General features: G+C 60.2%; 12 protein-coding genes. 4 read left to right on the forward strand and 8 right to left on the reverse strand.

Translation table 11 applies throughout. The features are described 5' to 3' along the window. Positions 1–2 precede the first annotated feature (2 nt). The 5 genes from HNQ50_RS07930 to HNQ50_RS07950 are packed head-to-tail and all read right to left on the reverse strand — an operon-like array spanning position 3 to position 6,143. Complete coding sequence (locus HNQ50_RS07930) at positions 3–1,094, reverse strand: ABC transporter ATP-binding protein (protein WP_184099365.1); 1,092 nt, start codon at positions 1,092–1,094, stop codon at positions 3–5. 11 nt (positions 1,095–1,105) lie between these two features. Next, a complete protein-coding gene (locus HNQ50_RS07935; RefSeq protein WP_184099367.1) occupies positions 1,106–3,034 on the reverse strand; it encodes a glycoside hydrolase family 127 protein in 1,929 nt (642 codons plus the stop codon). 25 nt (positions 3,035–3,059) lie between these two features. Beyond that, a complete protein-coding gene (locus tag HNQ50_RS07940; RefSeq protein ID WP_184099369.1) occupies positions 3,060–3,965 on the reverse strand; it encodes a carbohydrate ABC transporter permease in 906 nt (301 codons plus the stop codon). Then, entirely contained in the window at positions 3,958–4,836 is an 879-nt protein-coding gene (locus HNQ50_RS07945) for a carbohydrate ABC transporter permease (protein WP_184099371.1), read from the reverse strand. Before HNQ50_RS07945 ends, HNQ50_RS07940 begins: the two co-directional genes overlap by 8 nt. 59 nt (positions 4,837–4,895) lie before the next feature. After that, positions 4,896–6,143, reverse strand: a complete 1,248-nt coding sequence (locus HNQ50_RS07950) for an ABC transporter substrate-binding protein (protein ID WP_184099373.1) — start codon at positions 6,141–6,143, stop codon at positions 4,896–4,898. Between the two features lie 166 nt (positions 6,144–6,309). On the opposite strand from HNQ50_RS07950, the gene HNQ50_RS07955 reads away from it, so the two are divergent. From HNQ50_RS07955 to HNQ50_RS07965, 3 genes are all read left to right on the forward strand, one after another. After that, positions 6,310–7,137: a helix-turn-helix transcriptional regulator gene (locus HNQ50_RS07955; protein WP_221303076.1), complete on the forward strand. Its 828-nt coding sequence runs from the start codon at positions 6,310–6,312 to the stop codon at positions 7,135–7,137. 304 nt (positions 7,138–7,441) lie between these two features. Next, positions 7,442–9,919: a carboxypeptidase-like regulatory domain-containing protein gene (locus HNQ50_RS07960; protein WP_184099375.1), complete on the forward strand. Its 2,478-nt coding sequence runs from the start codon at positions 7,442–7,444 to the stop codon at positions 9,917–9,919. Between the two features lie 366 nt (positions 9,920–10,285). Continuing rightward, complete coding sequence (locus HNQ50_RS07965) at positions 10,286–12,262, forward strand: phosphatase PAP2 family protein (RefSeq protein WP_184099377.1); 1,977 nt, start codon at positions 10,286–10,288, stop codon at positions 12,260–12,262. 196 nt (positions 12,263–12,458) lie between these two features. On the opposite strand, the gene HNQ50_RS07970 is transcribed toward HNQ50_RS07965, so the two are convergent. Then, positions 12,459–13,895: a glycoside hydrolase family 1 protein gene (locus HNQ50_RS07970; protein WP_184099379.1), complete on the reverse strand. Its 1,437-nt coding sequence runs from the start codon at positions 13,893–13,895 to the stop codon at positions 12,459–12,461. A 97-nt stretch (positions 13,896–13,992) separates the two neighbouring features. On the opposite strand from HNQ50_RS07970, the gene HNQ50_RS07975 reads away from it, so the two are divergent. Further along, positions 13,993–14,874: a LysR family transcriptional regulator gene (locus HNQ50_RS07975; RefSeq protein ID WP_184099381.1), complete on the forward strand. Its 882-nt coding sequence runs from the start codon at positions 13,993–13,995 to the stop codon at positions 14,872–14,874. 1,170 nt (positions 14,875–16,044) lie between these two features. Here HNQ50_RS07975 and HNQ50_RS07980 read toward each other — a convergent pair. Both HNQ50_RS07980 and HNQ50_RS07985 read right to left on the reverse strand, forming a co-directional pair. After that, positions 16,045–17,997 carry a beta-galactosidase gene (locus tag HNQ50_RS07980; RefSeq protein ID WP_221303077.1) on the reverse strand — a complete coding sequence of 651 codons (1,953 nt, stop codon included), beginning with the start codon at positions 17,995–17,997 and terminating at the stop codon, positions 16,045–16,047. Positions 17,998–18,043: 46 nt separating this feature from the next. Then, positions 18,044–19,945, reverse strand: a complete 1,902-nt coding sequence (locus tag HNQ50_RS07985) for a glycosyl hydrolase 53 family protein (RefSeq protein WP_184099383.1) — start codon at positions 19,943–19,945, stop codon at positions 18,044–18,046. Positions 19,946–19,948: the final 3 nt, after the last annotated feature.

Raw genomic sequence — 19,948 nt, forward strand, 5'->3', positions numbered from 1 at the left:
CCTTAGTTCACCGCGGCGCCCTGGTGATCAAACAGCCGGCAAGCGGCCGGGTTGAACGTCAGGCCGATCAGCGGGTTGTCGCCATCCACATTGATGTGCATGGGCACTTTGGCCACCACGCGCTGGTCGTTGTGCAAGAGCTTGCTGTGGATGACCTGGTGATCACCAAGGTGCTCGATAAAATCCACCCGCGCCGCCAGGCCGTCGTCTGCGGCGGTGATGTGCACGTGTTCTGGCCGCACGCCCAGGGTGACCGGCAAGCCGGCATGATCAGACATAAGGTGCGGCACGGCGATGTGATGACCACCGCCAATATCCACACTCGCCCCGGCACTGCGACTGGTGGAGGCCGGAATACACGGGATGAAGTTCATGGTGGGCGACCCCAGAAAACCCGCCACAAACTGGTTACCCGGCCGATCGTACAGTTCGATCGGCGTGCCCATCTGCGCCACGGTGCCCTGATTGAACACAGCAATGCGTGTGCCCAGCGTCATGGCTTCTACCTGATCGTGCGTCACATAGATCATGGTGGTGCCCAGTTCTTTGTGCAGCCGTGCCAGTTCTATGCGCATGCTGACGCGCAAGGCGGCGTCCAGGTTAGAGAGTGGCTCGTCAAACAGGAACACTTTGGGCTTGCGCACGATGGCGCGGCCAATGGCTACCCGTTGCCGCTGCCCGCCCGACAAGGCACGCGGTTTGCGATCCAGCAGGTGCGTCAGTTGCAGCACTTCCGCCGCCTTGCCGACCATGTCCTTGATCTCCGGCACCGGTTTGCCGGCCAGTTTGAGCGCAAAGCCCATGTTCTCGCCCACGGTCATATGCGGGTACAGCGCGTAGCTCTGGAACACCATGGCGCCCCCGCGTTGCGACGGGGCTATGTCGTTGGCGCGCACGCCATCAATCATCAAGCTGCCGTTGCTGATGTCTTCCAGCCCGGCAATCATGCGCAGCAGCGTGGATTTACCGCAGCCGGAGGGGCCGACAAACACGACGAACTCGCCGTCGTGAATGTCCATGGAGAGGTCCTTGATGATCTGTGGCCCGTCGGGGTCGTACTGTTTGCCGATCTGTCTGAGTTGCAGGCTTGCCATGATCTGTCTCCTTAGCCTGCGCAGCCGCACTGGCCATCGTGCCCCAGCCACACCGACATGCCCGATGCACCCCGGTTTTGCCAGGCAAAGTACGGAATCGCCAGCAAAGACTGTTTGGGCCCAGCCGCGCTTTGCGTAGCGCCAACCGGGCGGTACAGCGCATTGCGCCAGCCGTCATCCGGCGCACGGCGGGTGGCCGTCCCCTTGATCACCACGAGACCGCCCATGAGGTCTGGCTCAAACACGGCTTGTAGCGGCGTTGCGCCCTCAATCACCAGGTCTTGTACATCTGAACCCGGGTGATCGACCCCTTCCAGGCAGAACAGCACCGGCCCGCGAGAGAGCGCCACCCGGCCGGCGTTGTCGTGCAGATGCGGGTGGCTTTGCCAGACACGAATGGTCATGGGGAAGTCCAGCTGGATGGTGTCACCTGGCTTCCACAGCCGTTCAATGGTCAGGTACTCGCCCGGCACCACCGGGTTGGCGACGGCATCCCCGTTGACGCGCACGGACGCACCTTCGGTGCACCAGCCCGGAATCCGTACATTGATGGCAAAGCTGCCGCTGGTGCCCACGCTCAGGTCAATGCGGCCATCCCATGGGTAGTTGCTGCGCTGGGACAAGGCCACGACGCGGTCGCCCAGCGGAATCTGCGCCTCGCTCTGCATATAGAGGTTGACCCAGATTTCGTCTTCCCGCGTGCTGTAGACGTAGCCGGGCAGTTCGGCCAGCGTGCGCGCCACATTGGGCGGGCAGCAGGCGACGTCATACCATGGCTGGCGGTGATGGTCGCCGTCATCGGCCAGCGGGTTCACGTAGAAATAGTGTTTACCGTCCAGCCCCCAGCCGGGCAGCATGCCGTTGTAGAGCGTCCATTCAATCAGGTCGGCATAGCGCGCATGGCCGGTGGCAGCCAGCAGTCTGTGGTTCCACATCATGCTGCCAATGGCGGCGCAGGTTTCGGTATACGCGCGCTCGTTGGGCAGTTCGAAATCCTTGCCCAGGGCTTCGCCGTCATGGCGTGAGCCCAGCCCGCCGGAGATATACATACGCCGGGTAACAAGGTTGTTCCACTGTTGCTCCAGCACCGCCAGCAGTGATGCATCGCCGGTTTCCAGTGCCAGATCGGTCACGCCGCAGGCCATATAAAGCGCACGCACCGCGTGGCCGCACAGAGTGGTCATTTCCCGGATCGGCACGTGGTCCTGAAAATACTCCACGCCCCAGCGCCCGCCGGTCAGGGTGCGCTGGCCGCGTGCTTCAATAAAGAAACGCGCTTGCGCCAGATAACGTGAATCGCCGGTTTCACGCGCCAGTTCGATCAGCGCCATTTCAATTTCTTCGTGACCATCCACCGCCACACGCTTGCCTTCTGCGGTCGGGCCAAACAACGTGCACAGCAGATCGGCAAAGCGGATAGCCACATTCAAAAGCCGGTCATCTCCGGTCACCCGGTGATGCGCCACGGCGGCCTGCAGCAAATGCCCGCCGCAGTACATTTCGTGCAGGTCTCTGAGGTCAGTCCAGCGCAGGTGTTCGCGCTCCAGACTAAACCAGGTATTGATATAGCCATCCGGGCCCTGGGCTTTTTCGATCAGCGTAATGGCTTCGTTGACGTGTTTTTCCAGTTCCGGGATCGGGCCGTGAACCTGTGCCCAGGCGGCGGCTTCAATCCACTTGTAGATGTCTGAGTCGTTAAAAAAAATACCGGCGTACGGGTCGGTGCACTCCCCCGTCAGCCGGCGAAAATTGTTCAGCCGGCCCGTGCTTTCCAGCAAGGCGTATTGGGAGGGCAAGGTGACCGCCACATTGCGCGCCATACGCGGCTGCCAGAAATCCCCACCCAGCTTCACCGCACCCACCGGTACGGGGCGCAATTGCACGTGGCAAGAGCGGCTGAAATCAACGGCGTATTTGCTGATCCGATCAGGCGAATTCATAAACAACCCCTTGTTTCAAAAATAGTTATTTCACAGCCCCGGCCACCAGACCGTGGATGTAATAGCGTTGCAGTAACAAAAAGAGTGCAGCACACGGCAGGATGGAGAGCGTGATGCCGGCCTGCATCAGGCCCCAGTTCACCGCGCCCAACTGGCCGCTTTGGGCGTTGAGCAACATGACGGGCAAGGTGAACTGACGGGCATCGGAAATCAGAATCAGCGCAGCCAGTAGCTCGTTCCAGGAACCAAAGAAGGCAAACAGGCAAACCGTCACCAGCCCGGGCCCTACCAACGGCAGCATCACCAGGCGCAGCATGGTCAGTGGCCGGCAACCATCCAGCACGGCGGCCTCTTCAATTTCACGCGGGACAGCGTCAAACGCGTTGCGCATCATGAAGACGGAGAACGGGAGCTGGAACGTGGTGTACACCAGCGCCAGCCCAACCTTGGTGTCTTGCAGGTGCATGGCCCGCAGCAGAATGAACAGCGGGTTGAGGATGGACTGGAACGGGATCATCAGCGTCGACAGGATCAGCATGAAAATCAGATCGCGCCCCGGAAACCGGAATCTGGAAAACCCGTAACCGCCCAGCGTGGAGAGCACCGCCGTGGCACTCACCGTCATCAGGGCAATCGATGCGCTGTTCCACAGGTAATGGCCGATGCCCTGGCTGTACTGCGCCAGATTGATAAAGTTTTCCAGCGAAAACCGGCTGGGCCAGTAGTGTGGCGGCGAAGCCATGGCTTCAGACGCGGGCTCCAGGGCGGTCAGGCAAGACCAGGCAATGGGGAACAAAAACATCAGCGCCAGCACCGTGCAAACGGTGTAATACGCGGTGTTCACCAGCCGGTGCCTGAGCACCTTGCCCGAGGGCACGGCGTCGACCGGCAGCACCGGCGCTTCCAGCGCGATATGGACAGAATTAGTCATGGTCTTCCCGCAACAAGTACATCTGCAGCACGGAGAGCGCCAGCAAGATGAGGAGCAACACGACGGACATGGCCGCGCCATAACCCAGCTTGAAATACGTGAACGAGGCGCGGTAAATCCAGTGCACGACGGTGATGGTGCTGTTGAACGGCCCACCCCGCGTCATCACGTAAAACTGCTCAAACGCCAGGAATGAACCAATCACCGACATGATCAGCGCCAGTGCAAAGGTGCGGCGCATCATGGGGATGGTGATGTAGCGGATTTGCTGCCAGCGGCCCGCGCCATCCAGATTGGCGGCCTCATAGAGATCTTGCGGAATGGCCTGCATACCCACCAGCAAGATCACCATGGTGAAACCGGCCGCTTTCCACAGCACCATCACCACAATGGAACCCAGGGCAGAGTTGGTTTCCGCCAGCCATTGCACCGGTTCGTCGATCAGATGCAGATCCATCAAAATGGCGCTGAAAATGCCCACCTGATCGTTGAACATCCACGTCCATAGCAAGCTGGCAGCGGTCATGCCGATCACCACGGGCAGGAAGAACGCGGTGCGGAAAAACCCGACAAAACGCACGCCCCGATGCACCAGCAGTGCCAATGCAAACGCCAGGATAAAAATGGCCGGGGTCACCACCAGCGTGTATTTCACGGTGAACCACAAACTGGCCCAGAACGAGGAATCCTGCAGCAAATCCACGTAGTTGCTAAAGCCACTGAATTCAGGGTGGCCCAATAACGGCCAGTGGTTAAAAGACATCCACACCGTCATGAACAAGGGGACGATAAAAAACAGCGTCGTCACCGTCAGACAGGGCAGGATGAACCAGTACCCGGCAAGCTGCCGTTGGCGTGTCAGCAGAGTCATATCGGTTCTCGCCTTGGCGCTGGCGGCAGCCTGCCGCCAGACACACGGTTTCAACGGGGTCAGTTACCCAGAATCTGCTTGAAGCGGCCCTGCGCGTCTTTGATGGCCGGGTCGACGCCCTTGCCAAACACGGCTTCCTGAATCATGGCCAGCCACGGACCATTCGGATCGTTGAACAACTGGTTGAAATACGGCGAATACGGCGTTCTGCCCGATTGCATGGCCGCCGAGACAATCCCGACCCGCGCATCCTGTTTGGCATACGTGTTGTTGGCAAAGTCGGCCCGCACCGGAATGCTGCCACCCTTGGCAAACTGATCAATCTGCACGTCAGACGACAGACACCAGGTGATGAACTCCCACGCCGCTTTCTTGTTCTTTGAGGTGGCCGGAATGGCAATGGAATCGCCCCCGGCAAAGCTGGCCGAACCACCCTTGGCCCCTGGCAGCGGCGTCACGCCAAAGTCGATTTCCGGGTGTTCCTTTTTCAACAACCCGATCGAAAACGCACCGGACCCCATCATGCCGATCTTGCCGGTGAAGAACGGGTTGATGAAGTTGCTACCGTTGTCCGTTTTGGCCCCGCCCGGGATCAAGCCGTCGGTCCACATCTGCCGGTACATGGTCAACGTATTGCGCAGCGCCGGGTTATCCAGCGTTTCTTTCTTGCCGTCTGCCGAGAGCACGTCCCCGCCAGAGGCCCACACGTACGGCGTCAGCGTGAAGATATTGCAGCCGCCACACGCGCCAGAGAAATAAAACCCCTTCACCCCGCCACCCAGCGCGGTGATCTTTTTGGCCGCGGCCTGGATTTCCGCCATGGTTTTGGGCGGCGCATCCGGGTTCAGGCCCGCGCGTTTGAACAACTGCTTGTTGTACAAAAGGATGGAGCTTTCCGCACTGAACGGCACCGAATACTGCTTGCCGTTATAAGCGCCCAGCCGCATGTGGGAAGGCGAGAGTTCTTTGGCGTACGGCAACGCTTTGACTTCAGCCGAGAGATCACTCAACTGGCCGGCCTGCGCAAAGGCCGGCACAAAAATCAGGTCAATGGCGACCACATCCGGCGCGGCACCACCGGCCACGGCAGTGCCGAACTTGGTGACAAAATCGTCACTGGGAATCACGGTCAACGCCACTTTGGTAGCGTGTTTGTCATTCCATGCCTTGACCATGGGTTCGACAAAAGCCTGATCTGCGGCCCGCACCCAGAAGCTGATTTCCTCTGCATGCGCACTGCTGCTGACCACCAGGGCAGAAGCGCCCACTACACCTGCGAGTCGTTTTACAAAAGCAGAAATTTTCATTTTCTGTCTCCTCCATGTTATCGACCAGGACGTCCTTGCGGATGGTCTGTTGCCATTCCGACTGCCCCGAAAGGGGGCGATGACGTGTCAGCATGTTGACGCCCGCCGTAATGGCCGACAAGATGACGAAAACCTTGTGCAACAGGACAATTCCGACTTTTCGATCATGGATACGCAACTTAGCCTGAATGTCCATATGCCAGTGCATGTTTCCAACGGCGGGCTGTTTATTTCCCGTGGGGTGGGCACGCATCCGCGCCGGGTGATCGACTCATTCGAGCTGATTTATGTGAAGCGCGGCATCCTTGCCATTGAGGAGTCCGGCCGCCGTTTTGAGGTGGGAGAGGAAGAGACGCTGTTGTTATGGCCAGGGCGCGAACATGGCGGCTGCGCGCCCTTCCCGCCTGATCTGCAGTTTTTCTGGGTGCACTTTGCCGTACCTGCTGCCCCCCGCCAGGGCGACGCCACGCTGCTGCAGGTGCCGCAGCACGCCTATGTCAGCCGGCCGGAACATATGACCGGTTTGTTCCGCCGTTTGCTCAACGAGCAAGCCTTGCTGGGCGAACGTGCCGTCCCCATGAACCTGATGGCAATGCAGATGCTGTGGGAAGTCACCTCATCACGCGCGGTGGGTGGCGTGCTCGACAGCGAGTCCGCCGTGCTGGCCGGGCGGGCCGAGGCATTGATCCGCACCAGTTTTCATCTGCCCATCACCGCATCGAGCCTGGCGGCGCAACTGGAATGCAACCCGGACTATCTGGGGCGCGTCTTTCGCAAGCATTACCAATGCACGCTGACCGAGGCGATCCACACCCGCCGCGTGCGTCACGCCACCAATCTGCTCACCGACGGCAAACTGAGCATCGACGATATCGCCCTGCAATGCGGGTTTGATGATCCAGGTTATTTCCGCCGCGTGTTCAAGCGCGCCACAGGCACCTCTCCCCGCGCCTACCGCAGCCTGCATTTACGGCTGCATATCAATACGGATTGAGTCACCGGTTCGCCGCAACGGCAAACCCGGCATAAAGGGCCTCAGAACGTCGCCACGGCGCCTTTTGTTGCAACCATGCTACGGATGACATGTGGCGCATATCTGAAACTTGACCTGCTTACTGCACGTGACAAAGTGTCGCCTCTGGCCGGCATTCGTACATGGTAGATACAAAGCATGGCGAACCCGGCGGGTAACAGGTTCTCAAAATCACCGCAACTGCGCCTCGCAACCAGACCTGCCATAGATCGGGCTGACGTGATACGTGCGCATACATAAATCCTCAGAACCAGGAAGATGAGTCATGAAAACGAACCGCACTCGCCCCGCCATTGGCCGGGCGCTCCCCACTCTATTGTCTTGCCTTGTGGCCACTGCGCTGCTGGCCGCTTGCGGCGGCGGAGGTGGTAGTTCAGACGCCACAGGCACTGGCACCCAAACTACAGCCATGACCGGCACGGTCGCCACCGGCCAGGTCATGGCTGGCGCCACCGTCACAGTCAAAGACAGCAATGGCAAGATCGTCACCACGACATCGGATGCCAATGGCAACTACACGCTGTCGCCCAGTGTGCTGGCCGGCCTGGTTTCCCCGTTGATCATCAAGGCCAGCAATGGCCAGCCAGGTAGCGATCTGTATTCGGTCTCTGCCACTGGTGGCACTACCAACGTCACCCCACTGACCAGCATGATCGTGGCCGCACTGTCTGGCCAGATGCCCGCTGATTTCTTTGCACTGGCGGGTTCCAGCAGCAAGGCAACAGCGTTGATCAACGCCACCACCATTGCCAGCGCTCGCCAGCAGGTACAAGCCGCGCTGACTGCCGCCGGGGTTGATCCGACCAATATTGGCGACTATTTCAGCACCCCCATTGTGGTGGGCAACGCAGCCGATCAAGTGCTGGAAAACACCAGCGCGACCCTGCCGAGCCTGAATGCATTTATTGCCCAACTGGCGCAAGCGACAACACAAAGTAACGGGGGCACCCCGCCTTCTGGCGGCACACCTGCCTCCGCGAGCGTTAATACTTCCAGCTACGGCGGCTGCATGACCGACCTGGCGCTGAACAGCCCGCTGCCTGCCAGCGTAACCCAAAGCCCGCTGACCGCCCTGCCGGACATCAACGCGCGCTGGATAGCCACTAGCTATAAGCAAGCCTCATTTGACGTGTCGGGGAACCAGACCTGGAGCGCCAGCCGCGGTGCGGATACCGAAGGCACGACCAACGCGGCAGTATGGGAGATGCAACCCCGTCAAAGCAGTGCTTCGTTCCAGGACAGCAATGGTCCGGTTTCCGTGCAGACCCAACCGACCCGCCTGGTTGTCCGCAGTAGCAATGGCGATGCCACCGCATGGTTCCTCAATCTGAACGACTACTACGCGCCGGTGGGTGGTGCTTATCTGGGATATCAGGAGCATGGCAGCCCGGAAAACCCGGCCTATCTCCAGTTGGGTAGCGATCACGTTTCCGGTTTCTACTATGCTGCCAGCCAAAAAGCAGAGCTAGCGCTTGATGTGCTGACAGGGTCAGGCAACACCTATAGCCGTATCCGCTTCCAACTGGGTGACAAAAGCAAAGTTGCCTGGCAAGACAACTACACGGTGACCTTTAGTGGCAAGCAAGCCATCAGCACACCGCTGGGATCGCTGAATGTGTGTAGCTATACCGCCAAAGGCACCATCACCAAGGCGGATAACTCGGCCAAAGTGAGTTATCAGACTGTCATTTACGCCGCCCCGACGCTGGGTGCAGTCCGCCGTGAGTACAGCGAGAGCGACACCAATGCCAGTGGTGGCGTGACATTCACCATGACCAACAATCGTGATCTGGTCGGTGCTGTGGTTGGCCACACCAACTACGGTCAGTCGCTGCTCCCGGACGACAGCACGCTGGAAAGCTGTCTGAAGAGCACTACATTGCCCGCAAGCCTGACTGGTAGTAGTGATACTGCACATAGCGCACAAACTCTCTACCGCTTTGATAAGGATCTGGTCGGCAACTACAGCAACGGCGTTGCGACGGACTGGTCCTGGCGTAACTCCAGCCAGGTCATTCAGGACACGCCAAGCTACTACAATTACTTTGCTGCCGTAGATGGGCAACCCACGATTTTGAGCTGGGGCAGCCAGGTTGCCGATCGTTACTTTGTGAATGGCAGCTGGACTGGCAACGGTGCGCTACCCGCCAGCCGTCCCGCCGGGGCCAATAATGGCGTGACCTGGGCGCTAAATGGCCATACATTGCAGACGGCGTCTGGTACGCCCGCTGGCTGGGGACAGGAGGGCGACCCAACCAATAACCCTGCTGCGCAAGTCGACGGTACGTATTTCCAGCGTGTTTTCTACGATGCGAACAACGCGTTGCCTGTCGTGTGGCTCAATGGGATGCGCAAGAATGAAACCGTATCGGGGGCCGTATTCAGATACGAACAGAACAGCTGGCTGCAGCCCTCTGGCGCGTTCAAAACTACCCTGCAGATCAGTGCGTACACCTACAACGGTCGCGCCACCGTCACCACCCCGCTGGGTACGTTCGCCACCTGCAAGGTATCGAGCTCCGTGACCCAGACGCAAACCGGCGTGAGCTACAACGTCACCGAAACAGACGTAGAGCACCACGTACCTCAGTTGGGCATCGTGTACTCAACGTCGGATGAAGTCGACCAGACCGATATCAACAACCCCGGCCAGACGACGTGGTCGAGTTCTAAAATCAAGGTACTGACCGGCAAGCTGGTGGGCGGCACGTTGTACGGTAGCCTGACCAACCCGGCGCAGTAAGCTGATTCAGTAAGCAGATTGTTTTGGGAAATGGACAACGGGCCGCAATTGCGGCCCGTTTTGTCTGGAAAGCAGGTTAAACACCAGAGCCTGCTCCGCTGGCCAGCTCTTTCAGACAGCCTCTTTTTCCATGGTCCGCCCCCGCTTTATCCATGCATTTTTCATCACTTTGCAACGCATAATCCAAACCGGTTTGCATCTAGTCTGGATGCGGATTTGCACAATGTGACACAGCGCCATATTTCTGCAATTTGATGTTCAACTGGCTGTCACCAGGACATCACACATCCTTTCTAATATATCAGACGTTTTTCCCGGCACTCGTCCAAGGCGAGGCCCCTCCTCTCACAACGTCTGGTATACAACATGAACAACAACCGATACGCACCGCCCGCAGCCCTTTTGCCGGTCGCCCTCGCCATTACCCTGGCCCTGGCGGCCTGCGGCGGTGGTAGTAGCGATTCCACCACCACATCCAGCCCCACCGCCCTCACCGTACCGGCCGCACCCGCAGGGCTGGGTGCGGTCGATACGGCACCGGTCCAGGACGAAGCCAGCATCCTGCCGTTTGTGGACTACGCCTACACCAACCAGCGCGGCGATGCCCGTTACGCCACAGATGCCACCAACGCTGGCGTGCGCGTACTGGATGGCTACCTGGCGTTGTGGACCCCCAGCACCCTGATTGTCGATGCCGGGGTGACGGCGGCGGCCAATGGCAGCTTCCCGGCGGTCGTGGCCTCTAACTGGACCGGGATTCCAGGGGATTCGACTGATGGCGCCATCGTCAACGCCACCATCCTGAACGCCAACATCCAGTATGTGATTGGCGCCACCAACAACCGGACAGCCGACCAGGCCACCGCCGCGTATCTGGATGACCGCCGCCAGAAGGGTTACAGCGTGACCGATGGCATGGGCCCATTGACCAGCGCCTGGCGCACCGCTACCCAGCAAACGACCACCATCACCAGCGTGGCCTCTGATGCCACCACCGTGCTGTACAACGATACCGGTAACAATATCGGCGTGGGTTCGTCCGCCGGTAACACCACCTTTGGCGCGGCGGTGGATCTGATCAGCAGCGTGGGCAACAACGCCTCGACCGAACCGGCCAAACGCTTCTACAAATATGCCCGTCCCTGGCGCTGGAGCAGCAGTGTGGTGGTGGTCCCGGCGCTGGTGCCGGCGGAAAGCACCACGCCCAACGTGGATGGCGGTTTCCCCAGCGGTCATGCCGCTGAAGCCGGGAGAGATGCGTTGGCGATGGCCTATCTGGTGCCGGAACGCTTCCAGGAATTGGCAACGCGCGCGCTGGAACTGGGCGAAAACCGCATTCTGGCCGGCATGCATTCCCCCCTGGACGTGATGGGCGGCCGTATCCAGTCTGAAGCACTGGTCGCCGCCAATCTCGTGGCGGCCACCACCGCCACACGCCAGACGGCGGTGACGCAAGCTCATACCGCGCTCATGGCCGCCACCAACACCACCACGCTGGCGGCATTCAACCAGTTTGCGCATTCCGGCACCACCAGCACCGACCGGTTTGCTGACCATGCGGCCAACAAGGCCAACTATCTGCGCCGCCTGACGTACAGCTTCCCGCAGATTGCCGATACCACCAAAACCGCCCAGGTGCCCAAGGATGCAGAAATCCTGCTGGAAACCCGCCTGCCCTACCTGAGCGCCGACCAGCGTCGCGTGGTACTCAAAACCACCGCCGTGGCATCGGGTTACCCGATCATGGATGACAAGGAAGGCTGGGGTCGCCTGAACCTGTTTGCCGCAGCGGATGGTTACGGCGCTTTCAATGGCGATGTGAGTGTCTCCATGGACGCCACCCAGGGCGGCTTCAACGCGCTGGATTACTGGCAGAACGATATTGCCGGCAAGGGCAAGTTCAGCCTGTCTGGCACCGGCACGCTGGTGTTCAACGGCAACAACAGCTACACCGGCGGGACAGAGATTGATGGCGGCACGCTGCAGGCAAACTCGGCCACCGGCTTTGGCAATGGGGATGTGTACGTGGCTGGCGGCACGGCCGTGTTCAATGCCAGCAGCGCAGTAACCACCGTCAACTACACCCAATTGGCGAGCGGCACCACGCAAGCCAACCTGGGCAACAACGGCCAGGGTCAGTTGAAGGCCAGCGGCACCGTGACCCTTGCAGGTGGCACGCTCAATGTGAAGTTTGCCAGCGGCTTTACGCCGACGGTCGGCAGCACACTGACCGTGATCACAGCCGGCAAGCTGCAAGGTACGTTCAGCAGCGTGAATGTGGCCGGTTTCAAGGCCACGCCGGTGTATACCAGCACCGGCATGCAGATCCTGATTACAGGCTAAAACACCCTGGCGATCTGGTAGCCCGGATGGCGCGGAGCGGGAATCCGGGGTGGCAATGCAGGCCCGTTCTTTTCCCGCATCACACCCCGGATTCCCGGCCCGATGGGCCTTCATCCGGGCTACGGGCAGGCCCAATCTGCAGCATAAAAAAAGCGCGACTTCGGTCGCGCTTTTTTGTATGGGTCACCCCAACCCGTCACATCGCCTGGCCATTGCTGGCGATCACTTTCTGGTACCAGTAAAAACTGTCTTTGCGAATACGGCGCAAGTCTTTGGCATCCGTCTCGTCCCGGTTCACATACACAAAGCCGTAGCGTTTTTGATAGCCATTGAGCCAGCTGAGAATATCCGTGAACGACCACGGACAATAACCCAGCAGTTGCACGCCATCGCTCATGGCCTCCTGGCATGCTTGCAGGTGGGCGCGCAGGTAGTCGATACGGTAATCATCGTGGACCTGGTCGCCCGCTTCCAGTTTATCGAACTCGCCCAGACCGTTTTCCGTGACCATCAGTGGCAAGTCATAGCGCGAGGCCAGGCGGCGCAGGGCAATGCGTAAACCGGTGGGGTCGATCGCCCAGTCCCAGTTGCTGGTGGGCAGATGCGGGTTGGGCGTGGTGCGATACAACCCCGGCACGCCACTGGATGGCGTTGTGCCCTTTTGCCCGGTGGTGTTGATACGCTGCATGGTGGCGCCATCACGCGGGTTATCGGTAAAGGTGGTGGTGTAGTAGTAATTCACGCCGACAAAGTCCGGCAGGCCGGCTTGCAAGATGGTGGTATCACCTGGCTGGATCTCCGGCGCTTCGCCGGTTTTCTGCAACCAGGCCAGCGCAGCTTGCGGGTAGCGGCCAAAGCAATAGGTATCCAGCCACCACCAGTTGGTGAATTCTTCCGCATTCTCAAACGCCAGCATGTCTGCCGGGGCAGGCGATGCCGGGTAGGCGGGCGAATAAGCAAAGCTGGGACCGATCAAACCACCGGGCACATGCTGGCGGAAAGCGGCAATCACCGTGGCATTGGCCAGAAACGCATGGTGATTGGCGGCAAAGAAGCGCTTGCGATCCTGCACGGCAGGCGGGTGCGTGCCCAATTGATACGCGTTGGTGGTGTTGTAGTTCTGTTCGTTGAGCGAAACCCAGTATTTGACCTTGCCGGCAAAGCGCTTGAACAAGGCCACGCAGTAGTGTTCAAAGTCGGCAATGATGCGGCGGTCTTCCCAGCCGCCATATTCGTCTTGCAGGGCTTGCGGTAAATCCCAGTGATACAGCGTGAGCACGGGTTCAATACCAGCGGCAATGAGCGCATCAATCAGCCGTTCATAAAAGGCCATGCCGGCCTCGTTCACTGCGCCACGTCCACTGGGGAAAATACGCGGCCAGCTCACCGAGAACCGATACGCCGTCAGCCCCATTTCTTTCATCAACGCCACGTCGTCGCTCATACGGTGATAGTGATCGACCGCCACATCACCGTTGCTGCCCTGGAACGTCTTGCCCGGCAGATGTGTGAACACATCCCACACGGACGGCCCTTTACCGTCGGCATCGTGCGCGCCCTCGACCTGGTACGCGGCGGAGGCGGCGCCCCAAAGAAAGCCCTGTGGAAATGAGGTGAGTCTGGCGTGATGCATGATGAACCTCCGGATGCGGGATACCGCACAGCATGCGCGCGACCCAATCATTCCGGCCAATGATATATTTTCCACAACTTCATTCCACTCTGGAATCATGGAACTCAGAGACCTGCGCGCCTTTGTCACCCTGGCAGATTTGCTGCACTTCACCGAGGCCGCTGAGCGGCTGCATGTCACACAATCAGCGCTCTCCAAGCAGATACGCCGGCTGGAGGACAACCTGGGCGGCGCACTGTTCAGCCGCAGCAACGCCGGTACCCGCCTCACCCCGCTGGGGCGGGATTTGCAAGCGGACGCACGTAAACTTGTCAACGCGGCAGACGCGCTCGGCCACAAAGCGCGGGCGTCACTGAATGGCAGCGCCGGCACCTTGCGCATTGGTTTTGGCGTGGGCACCAAGTTGTTTGTACCCGCGGCCATCTCACGGTTCAGACTTGAACGGCCAGGCGTAGAGATCACGCTGAACGATCTATCCAGCCACCATCAGGTGCAAGCTTTGATTGAAGGCCGGCTGGACCTGGCCTTCTGCCGCTTGCCTGCGCCGGAAGGCTGGCCGCACTTGCCCGTAGTGGCGGCGCGGTTCATGGCCGTGATCCCGGCGAGTTGGTCACCGGCGTTGTCGCTGCCAGAACTGGCGAGTCAGCCCGTGTCCATCATCGAACACCATCGGGCCCCGGCGTTTCATACGCATTTGATGAACTACCTGGCGGGGAAAGGTTTGCGTATTGCCCACATCCAGCCGGTGCAGGATTTTGTCTCGGTCGTCGCGCTGGCTGCGGCGGGTGTGGCTTGGGGTGTAGTGCCCTCTTCGACGTCGATTGACGATCCGGGAGTGCGGGTGATTCCGTTGCAGGATGAAGCGGCAAGCTGGTTGATCGGGTTGATGCGGCCGCCGGGGGAAAGCAGTGCGCTGGTGGAGGCGTTTTGGGGGTTGGTGGCGGGGATGCTGGAGGATGGGGGGTTGCCTGCAGCGTGAAGATTGAGAACAAAACCCTGTGTTAGCGCCTTTGGCGCGGGTTTTGATACCGGCGGTGGCCGGAGCACCCTACTTTCTTTGCTTCGCCAAAGAAAGTAGGCAAAGAAAGGCGACCCCAGCCGGGCGGCCCTCCGGGCTGCCCTCAGTCGGTCGGGAGCCTAAGGTCTCCCGGCCTCCTTCGGCGCTGGGCTTTAACGGGGGAGGAAAGTCAAAAACAACACCAACTTCAACTTCAACTTCAACTTCAACAGCAGCAGCAACGGCAACGGCAACGGCAACGGCAACGGCAACGGCCAATTCAACACGCACCCCACTGACTCGTCATTCCGGCCTTGAGCCGGAATCCAGTTCTAAATACTTGCGCCGCAGGCGCTGATACCGGTTTGTAGCCGTGGATGAATCGGGAGCGTGCCCGTACCCCCACAGTGACACTTGCTTACCAGATGGAAGTTGCAGCGGGGTAGCGACCATAAGCAGCCCGTTGGGCTGCGGACTGGATTCCGGCTCAGGGCCGGAATGACGAAGTGGTGGGCTTGGTGAACCGTTCTTGAGAGCAGACGGTTTGCGGGGTTGGGGGCTTTGGCTTTGGCTTTGGCTTTGGCTTTTGATGTTGCCGTTGCTTTTGACTTGCCTCCCCTCCGGCAGCGCCGAGCATCGCAGTGAGGGCCGGGGTTTCGGCGTAAGGGTGTTTGAGCGTAGCGAGTTCCCTGGAGCCAGCCGGCCCTCACGAGAAGCGCAGGGAACCCGAAGGGCGCTGTCGCAGGGGGCGCCTTTCTTTGGTTACTTTCTTTGGCGACGCAAAGAAAGTGACGTGCTCCGGCCACCGCCGGTATCCAAACATCCGCGCCGCAAGGCGCTAACATCCCACAACAATATGAACCAGGTCCCCACCCCGGATTCCCGGCCTTGCGGCCCCCATCCGGGCTACGACGCTAACCCACACCGTAATGGTGGATTGTCGCTTTGCTCCGAATCCACCCTACGACAAATACCCGCAGATGCCTCCCCGGATTCCCGGCCTGACGGCCTTCATCCGGGCTACAAGCTGGATTCCGGTTCAAGACCGGAATGACGAAGTTGCAGCGGCAAGCACATTGTTCTTATGGCCATAGCCACAATAAAAAACCGCGCTCAAAGCGCGGCTTTTTTATAACAGACAAAGCCCAAACCTCACTCCCGCCAGGCACACAACTCCCCCTGCCCCAGTTCGGCCTTACCCAGCAACAGCTCGGCATCCATCGGTACCGGCGCCAGCCACACCTGGGCATCATAGTTAAACGCAAACGTCACATCGCCACGCCGTGACAGCCGCTGGCCTGCGCCAAGATGGGTAATCTCCAGCCCGGCTTCCAGCGCACATTCCGCCAGCCAGTGTTTGAGCAGCGCAGGTTCAAACCAGGCTGTCGCGTATTGCACATGTCCCTTGCGCAAGAGCGCAGGCCAGTTGTCTTCAAAGCGTGCCAGCACTTCTACCTCCCCCATCGGGCGCACGTTTTCACGCCAGCGCTCGGCAGCGCCAGCCTGGCCGGCAATGCGGGTTTGCGGACGCAGGCTCGGGCGCAGGGATTCCACTTCCAGCACCTGAATGGGCATCACGGCCTGCAACGGGCCGGGCGGCAAAGTGGCGGGGATGTGGAAGTCCCGCGTGCGTGAGCCGGTGCGTGGGCCAAACAGCCATAGCGCATCAGACTTGCTCACTTTTTCCACCAGCGGCAAATCGGCCACGGTCAGCGTCGGGGCGACGATCAGGGCGTAGCCGGTAAAGTCTGCGTCCCGTGGCAGGATGTCGATATCCAGCCCCAACTGGCGCAGGGCGCTGTACCAGGCCAACAGGTGTAACTGGTAATCAAAGCTCGCGCCATGGCGCTGGATATCGCAATACCAGAGCGACTCATAATCAAACATCATCGCCACTGGCGCTTTGGCCTTGCTGGCGGTGGCCGGAAACTGGCGCAGTTCCTTGCCCACCCGCAGGCTTTCCTCGCCACTGGGCGAGAAACCATCCGAGGGCAGGTTCAGGCCCGAATGCAGTTGTTCTTGCGCAAACGGGGCCTGGCGCCAGCGGAACCAGGACACCAGTTCCGCACCGTGCGCCAGCGCTTCCCACGCCCACAAGCGCACCATGCCGGGCGCGGGAACCGGGTTGTGCGGTGCCCAGTTCACCGGGCCGGCTTGTTGTTCCATGATCCAGAAGCGGCCACGGCCGACGCCGCGATACAGGTCATGGCTGAAGGCCGAGATATCCGGGTGGCCGGTGCGGGCCCAGCGGGCTTTTTCTTCTTCCGGTAGCGCCTGGGTCTCGGTGCGCGCCAGCGGGTAACTATCCCACGCGGCGACATCGATACCGTTTTTGGCAAACTGGTAGTGGTCAAACGCGCCAAACAGGCCCATGAAGTTGTGCAGCACATCGCGTCCCGGGGCGTGCTGGCGCAGGATATCGGCCTGCAACTGGTGGAAGGCGATCACTTCATCGGACAAGAAGCGGCGAAAATCCAGCAGGTGCGACGGGTTGGCATCAGTCGGTGTTTGTACCGGGAAATCAACGGCCTCGAATGTGGGGTATTCCATGCTCCAGAACACATTGCCCCACGCGGTGTTCAGCTTGTTGATGTCGCCGTATTTGGCCGCCAGCCAGCCCTGGAAGGCTACTTTGGCTTCGTCCGAATAGCTCGGCACCGTGTCATGGCAGGCCAGTTCGTTGTCGGTCTGCCAGGCCACTACGGCCGGATGCTGGCCGTAGCGCTCCACCATGGCGGTAGTAATACGCGCGCATTCGCGCCGGTAATCGGCACTGAAAAGGTCATAGTGGCGGCGAGAGCCAAAGCGCCACGGCTTGCCGTCCGCGCGGACCGCCATGATTTGCGGCATGGCCTTGCACAGCCAGTACGGCGGCGCGGCGGTGGGGGTACCCAGCACGATCTTCAAGCCGGCAGCAGCCAGCACGTCTATGGCGCGGTCCAGCCAGGCCCAGTCGTACTCGCCCTGACGCGGTTCCATGCGGGACCAGGCAAACTCCGCAATGCGCACGTGGGTCATGCCCAGTTCTACCATGCGGCGGGCATCGGATTGCCACTGGCTTTCCGGCCAGTGTTCGGGGTAATAACAAACGCCGAGTTGCATCATGTTTGTTCTCGTTGATTTGAAACCGTTACTTGAGAAGGCCGCAGATTCAGTCGGCCGCAAATTCCACGTCGTCGACGTTGCCCCAGTTGCCGGCGTTGGCATCCACCGCCACGCCCACGGTGCACTTATCGCCGCTGACCTTGATGTTGTTGATCTGATAGCCGTGCCATTGCTGCCAGCCGTCGTTGTGCACGGCCACGCTTTGCGCGTCGCCACCACAGTCGCGGGCAAACAGCGTCAGGGACTTCTCCCCGCCCCCACCGGCGGCCCAAGCCTTGAAGTGATACACGCCGGGTTTGAGGCCGGTGAAAGTGTGGCTGGCTGCAAACTTGAACGCGCCAGAGGCCCAGTAATGCAGGGATTGCTGACCGCTGTGGGCGTTACCGGGGTTGCGCTCATTGCTGGCAGCGCTCTTGTCGCCGGTGATGGTCCAGCCATCGAGCGCGCCGTTTTCAAAGCTGGCATCCACAAAGAGGTTGCGGCGCGGAGCAACGGTGATATGTGCCATCACGTCTGGTTGGCCCGTGATTTCACCCTTCAAGGTGAACTCGCCTGGTGCGCTGGTTTTGCCGGCGGGGACGTTGGCCCAGTCGATCAAAACCGGGCGTTCGGCATCGTCACTGAATGGCAGGCGCAGGGTTTCTGGCGGTACAAAGGGCTCGCCCACAAACGCCGTCAGTTCAATCGGGCCGGGCTGGAGCAACTTGGGTTGGTAGTCCGATTTCTCCCGCACGCGCTTGAATACCGCCAGCGAAGGCAGTGCGTGGCCGGCAAAATCAAACATGATCTGGTTGTCCCAGCCGTTGCCATCCCCGGTACGCCAGCCCACATTGGGTAGCCAGGCCGGTTCCCAGTAAAACAGGCCCAGACCGCGTTGTGCCGGCACTTGGGATACGGCGTCGATCACGTCCCGCACCAGGCTGGCCTGACCTTGCGGGGTGGCTTTGTAGCCAATCACCTTTTGTGAATCGGCGTTGAAGATATTGGGCGTGGCATCACCGTTCTTGAGCGTCGCGGCGTAGCTGGTTTCCAGCACCGCCACAGGCTTGGCATAGCGGAACGCCATGTCGTCCATATTGGCGCGCAGGTCAGCAATGCCGCCGTGCAGATAGGGGTAGTAAGACAGACCAATGAGGTCGAAATCGACTTTCTCGCGCGTCAGCAGATCGAATACGCGGCGGTACAGATCGTTGCTGGTGCCATTGGCAAGGTGAATGGCAATGCGGGTGTGGCGGCCGGGATAGCGGGCATCGTCCGCGCGGATGGCGGCAATACCCTGGCGCAGCAAGGCCACAAAGCCGGCATCGCCGCCGATCACTTCATCCGGTTTGGCTTTCCAGGTCTTGCCATCCGGCCACATGAAACCGCCGTTAAGTTCGTTGCCCACCTGCACCATATCCGGCGCAACGCCAGCGTCATCCAGCGTGTGCATGACGTTGGCGGTGTAGTCGAACACGGCTTTTTCCAGCGCCGCGCCGTGCAGGTCTTGCCACGCGGCCGGCTTGGTTTGCGTGAGCGGATCAGCCCAGAAATCGCTGTAGTGGATATCCAGCAGGTATTTCAGACCTTGTGCTTTGGCGCGTTGGGCCAGCCGCACGGTGGTCGCCAGATCGTTATTGCCGCCACCGGCCGGGTCCCCTTTGTGGGCGATCACCTTGCCGTCTTCGATCACATCCGCCGCGTTCACCGGCGTGTGCCACAGCCGCAAACGCAGCCAGTTCACACCATTGGCTTTGAGGATCGCCATAGCGTCTTGCTGCTGGCCAGCGAGGTTGTAGAACTTGCCGCCAGCTTGTTCCACCTGATCCAGCGTGGAGACATCCGCGCCCATGATGAAATCTTTGGGCAGATTGGGCACGGTTTGTACCGCTACCGTGCCGGCCGCAAACAGGTTGGCGGACAGCACGACCCCTGCCAGCAATGCCGGCATGCCAAAAACGGTGTTCATGAT

Origin of the sequence: Silvimonas terrae, from assembly GCF_014202765.1 — a bacterium.
Classification (GTDB): domain Bacteria; phylum Pseudomonadota; class Gammaproteobacteria; order Burkholderiales; family Chitinibacteraceae; genus Silvimonas; species Silvimonas terrae.

Bases quoted from the DNA above. Each gene is read 5' to 3' on its own strand.
- HNQ50_RS07935 (WP_184099367.1), bottom strand. From the start codon at position 3,034: ATGAATTCGCCTGATCGGATCAGCAAATACGCCGTTGATTTCAGCCGC.
- HNQ50_RS07985 (WP_184099383.1), bottom strand. From the start codon at position 19,945: ATGAACACCGTTTTTGGCATGCCGGCATTGCTGGCAGGGGTCGTGCTG.
- HNQ50_RS07945 (WP_184099371.1), bottom strand. From the start codon at position 4,836: ATGACTCTGCTGACACGCCAACGGCAGCTTGCCGGGTACTGGTTCATC.
- HNQ50_RS07970 (WP_184099379.1), bottom strand. From the start codon at position 13,895: ATGCATCACGCCAGACTCACCTCATTTCCACAGGGCTTTCTTTGGGGC.
- HNQ50_RS07940 (WP_184099369.1), bottom strand. From the start codon at position 3,965: ATGACTAATTCTGTCCATATCGCGCTGGAAGCGCCGGTGCTGCCGGTC.
- HNQ50_RS07975 (WP_184099381.1), top strand. From the start codon at position 13,993: ATGGAACTCAGAGACCTGCGCGCCTTTGTCACCCTGGCAGATTTGCTG.
- HNQ50_RS07950 (WP_184099373.1), bottom strand. From the start codon at position 6,143: ATGAAAATTTCTGCTTTTGTAAAACGACTCGCAGGTGTAGTGGGCGCT.
- HNQ50_RS07965 (WP_184099377.1), top strand. From the start codon at position 10,286: ATGAACAACAACCGATACGCACCGCCCGCAGCCCTTTTGCCGGTCGCC.
- HNQ50_RS07955 (WP_221303076.1), top strand. From the start codon at position 6,310: ATGGATACGCAACTTAGCCTGAATGTCCATATGCCAGTGCATGTTTCC.
- HNQ50_RS07930 (WP_184099365.1), bottom strand. From the start codon at position 1,094: ATGGCAAGCCTGCAACTCAGACAGATCGGCAAACAGTACGACCCCGAC.
- HNQ50_RS07980 (WP_221303077.1), bottom strand. From the start codon at position 17,997: ATGATGCAACTCGGCGTTTGTTATTACCCCGAACACTGGCCGGAAAGC.
- HNQ50_RS07960 (WP_184099375.1), top strand. From the start codon at position 7,442: ATGAAAACGAACCGCACTCGCCCCGCCATTGGCCGGGCGCTCCCCACT.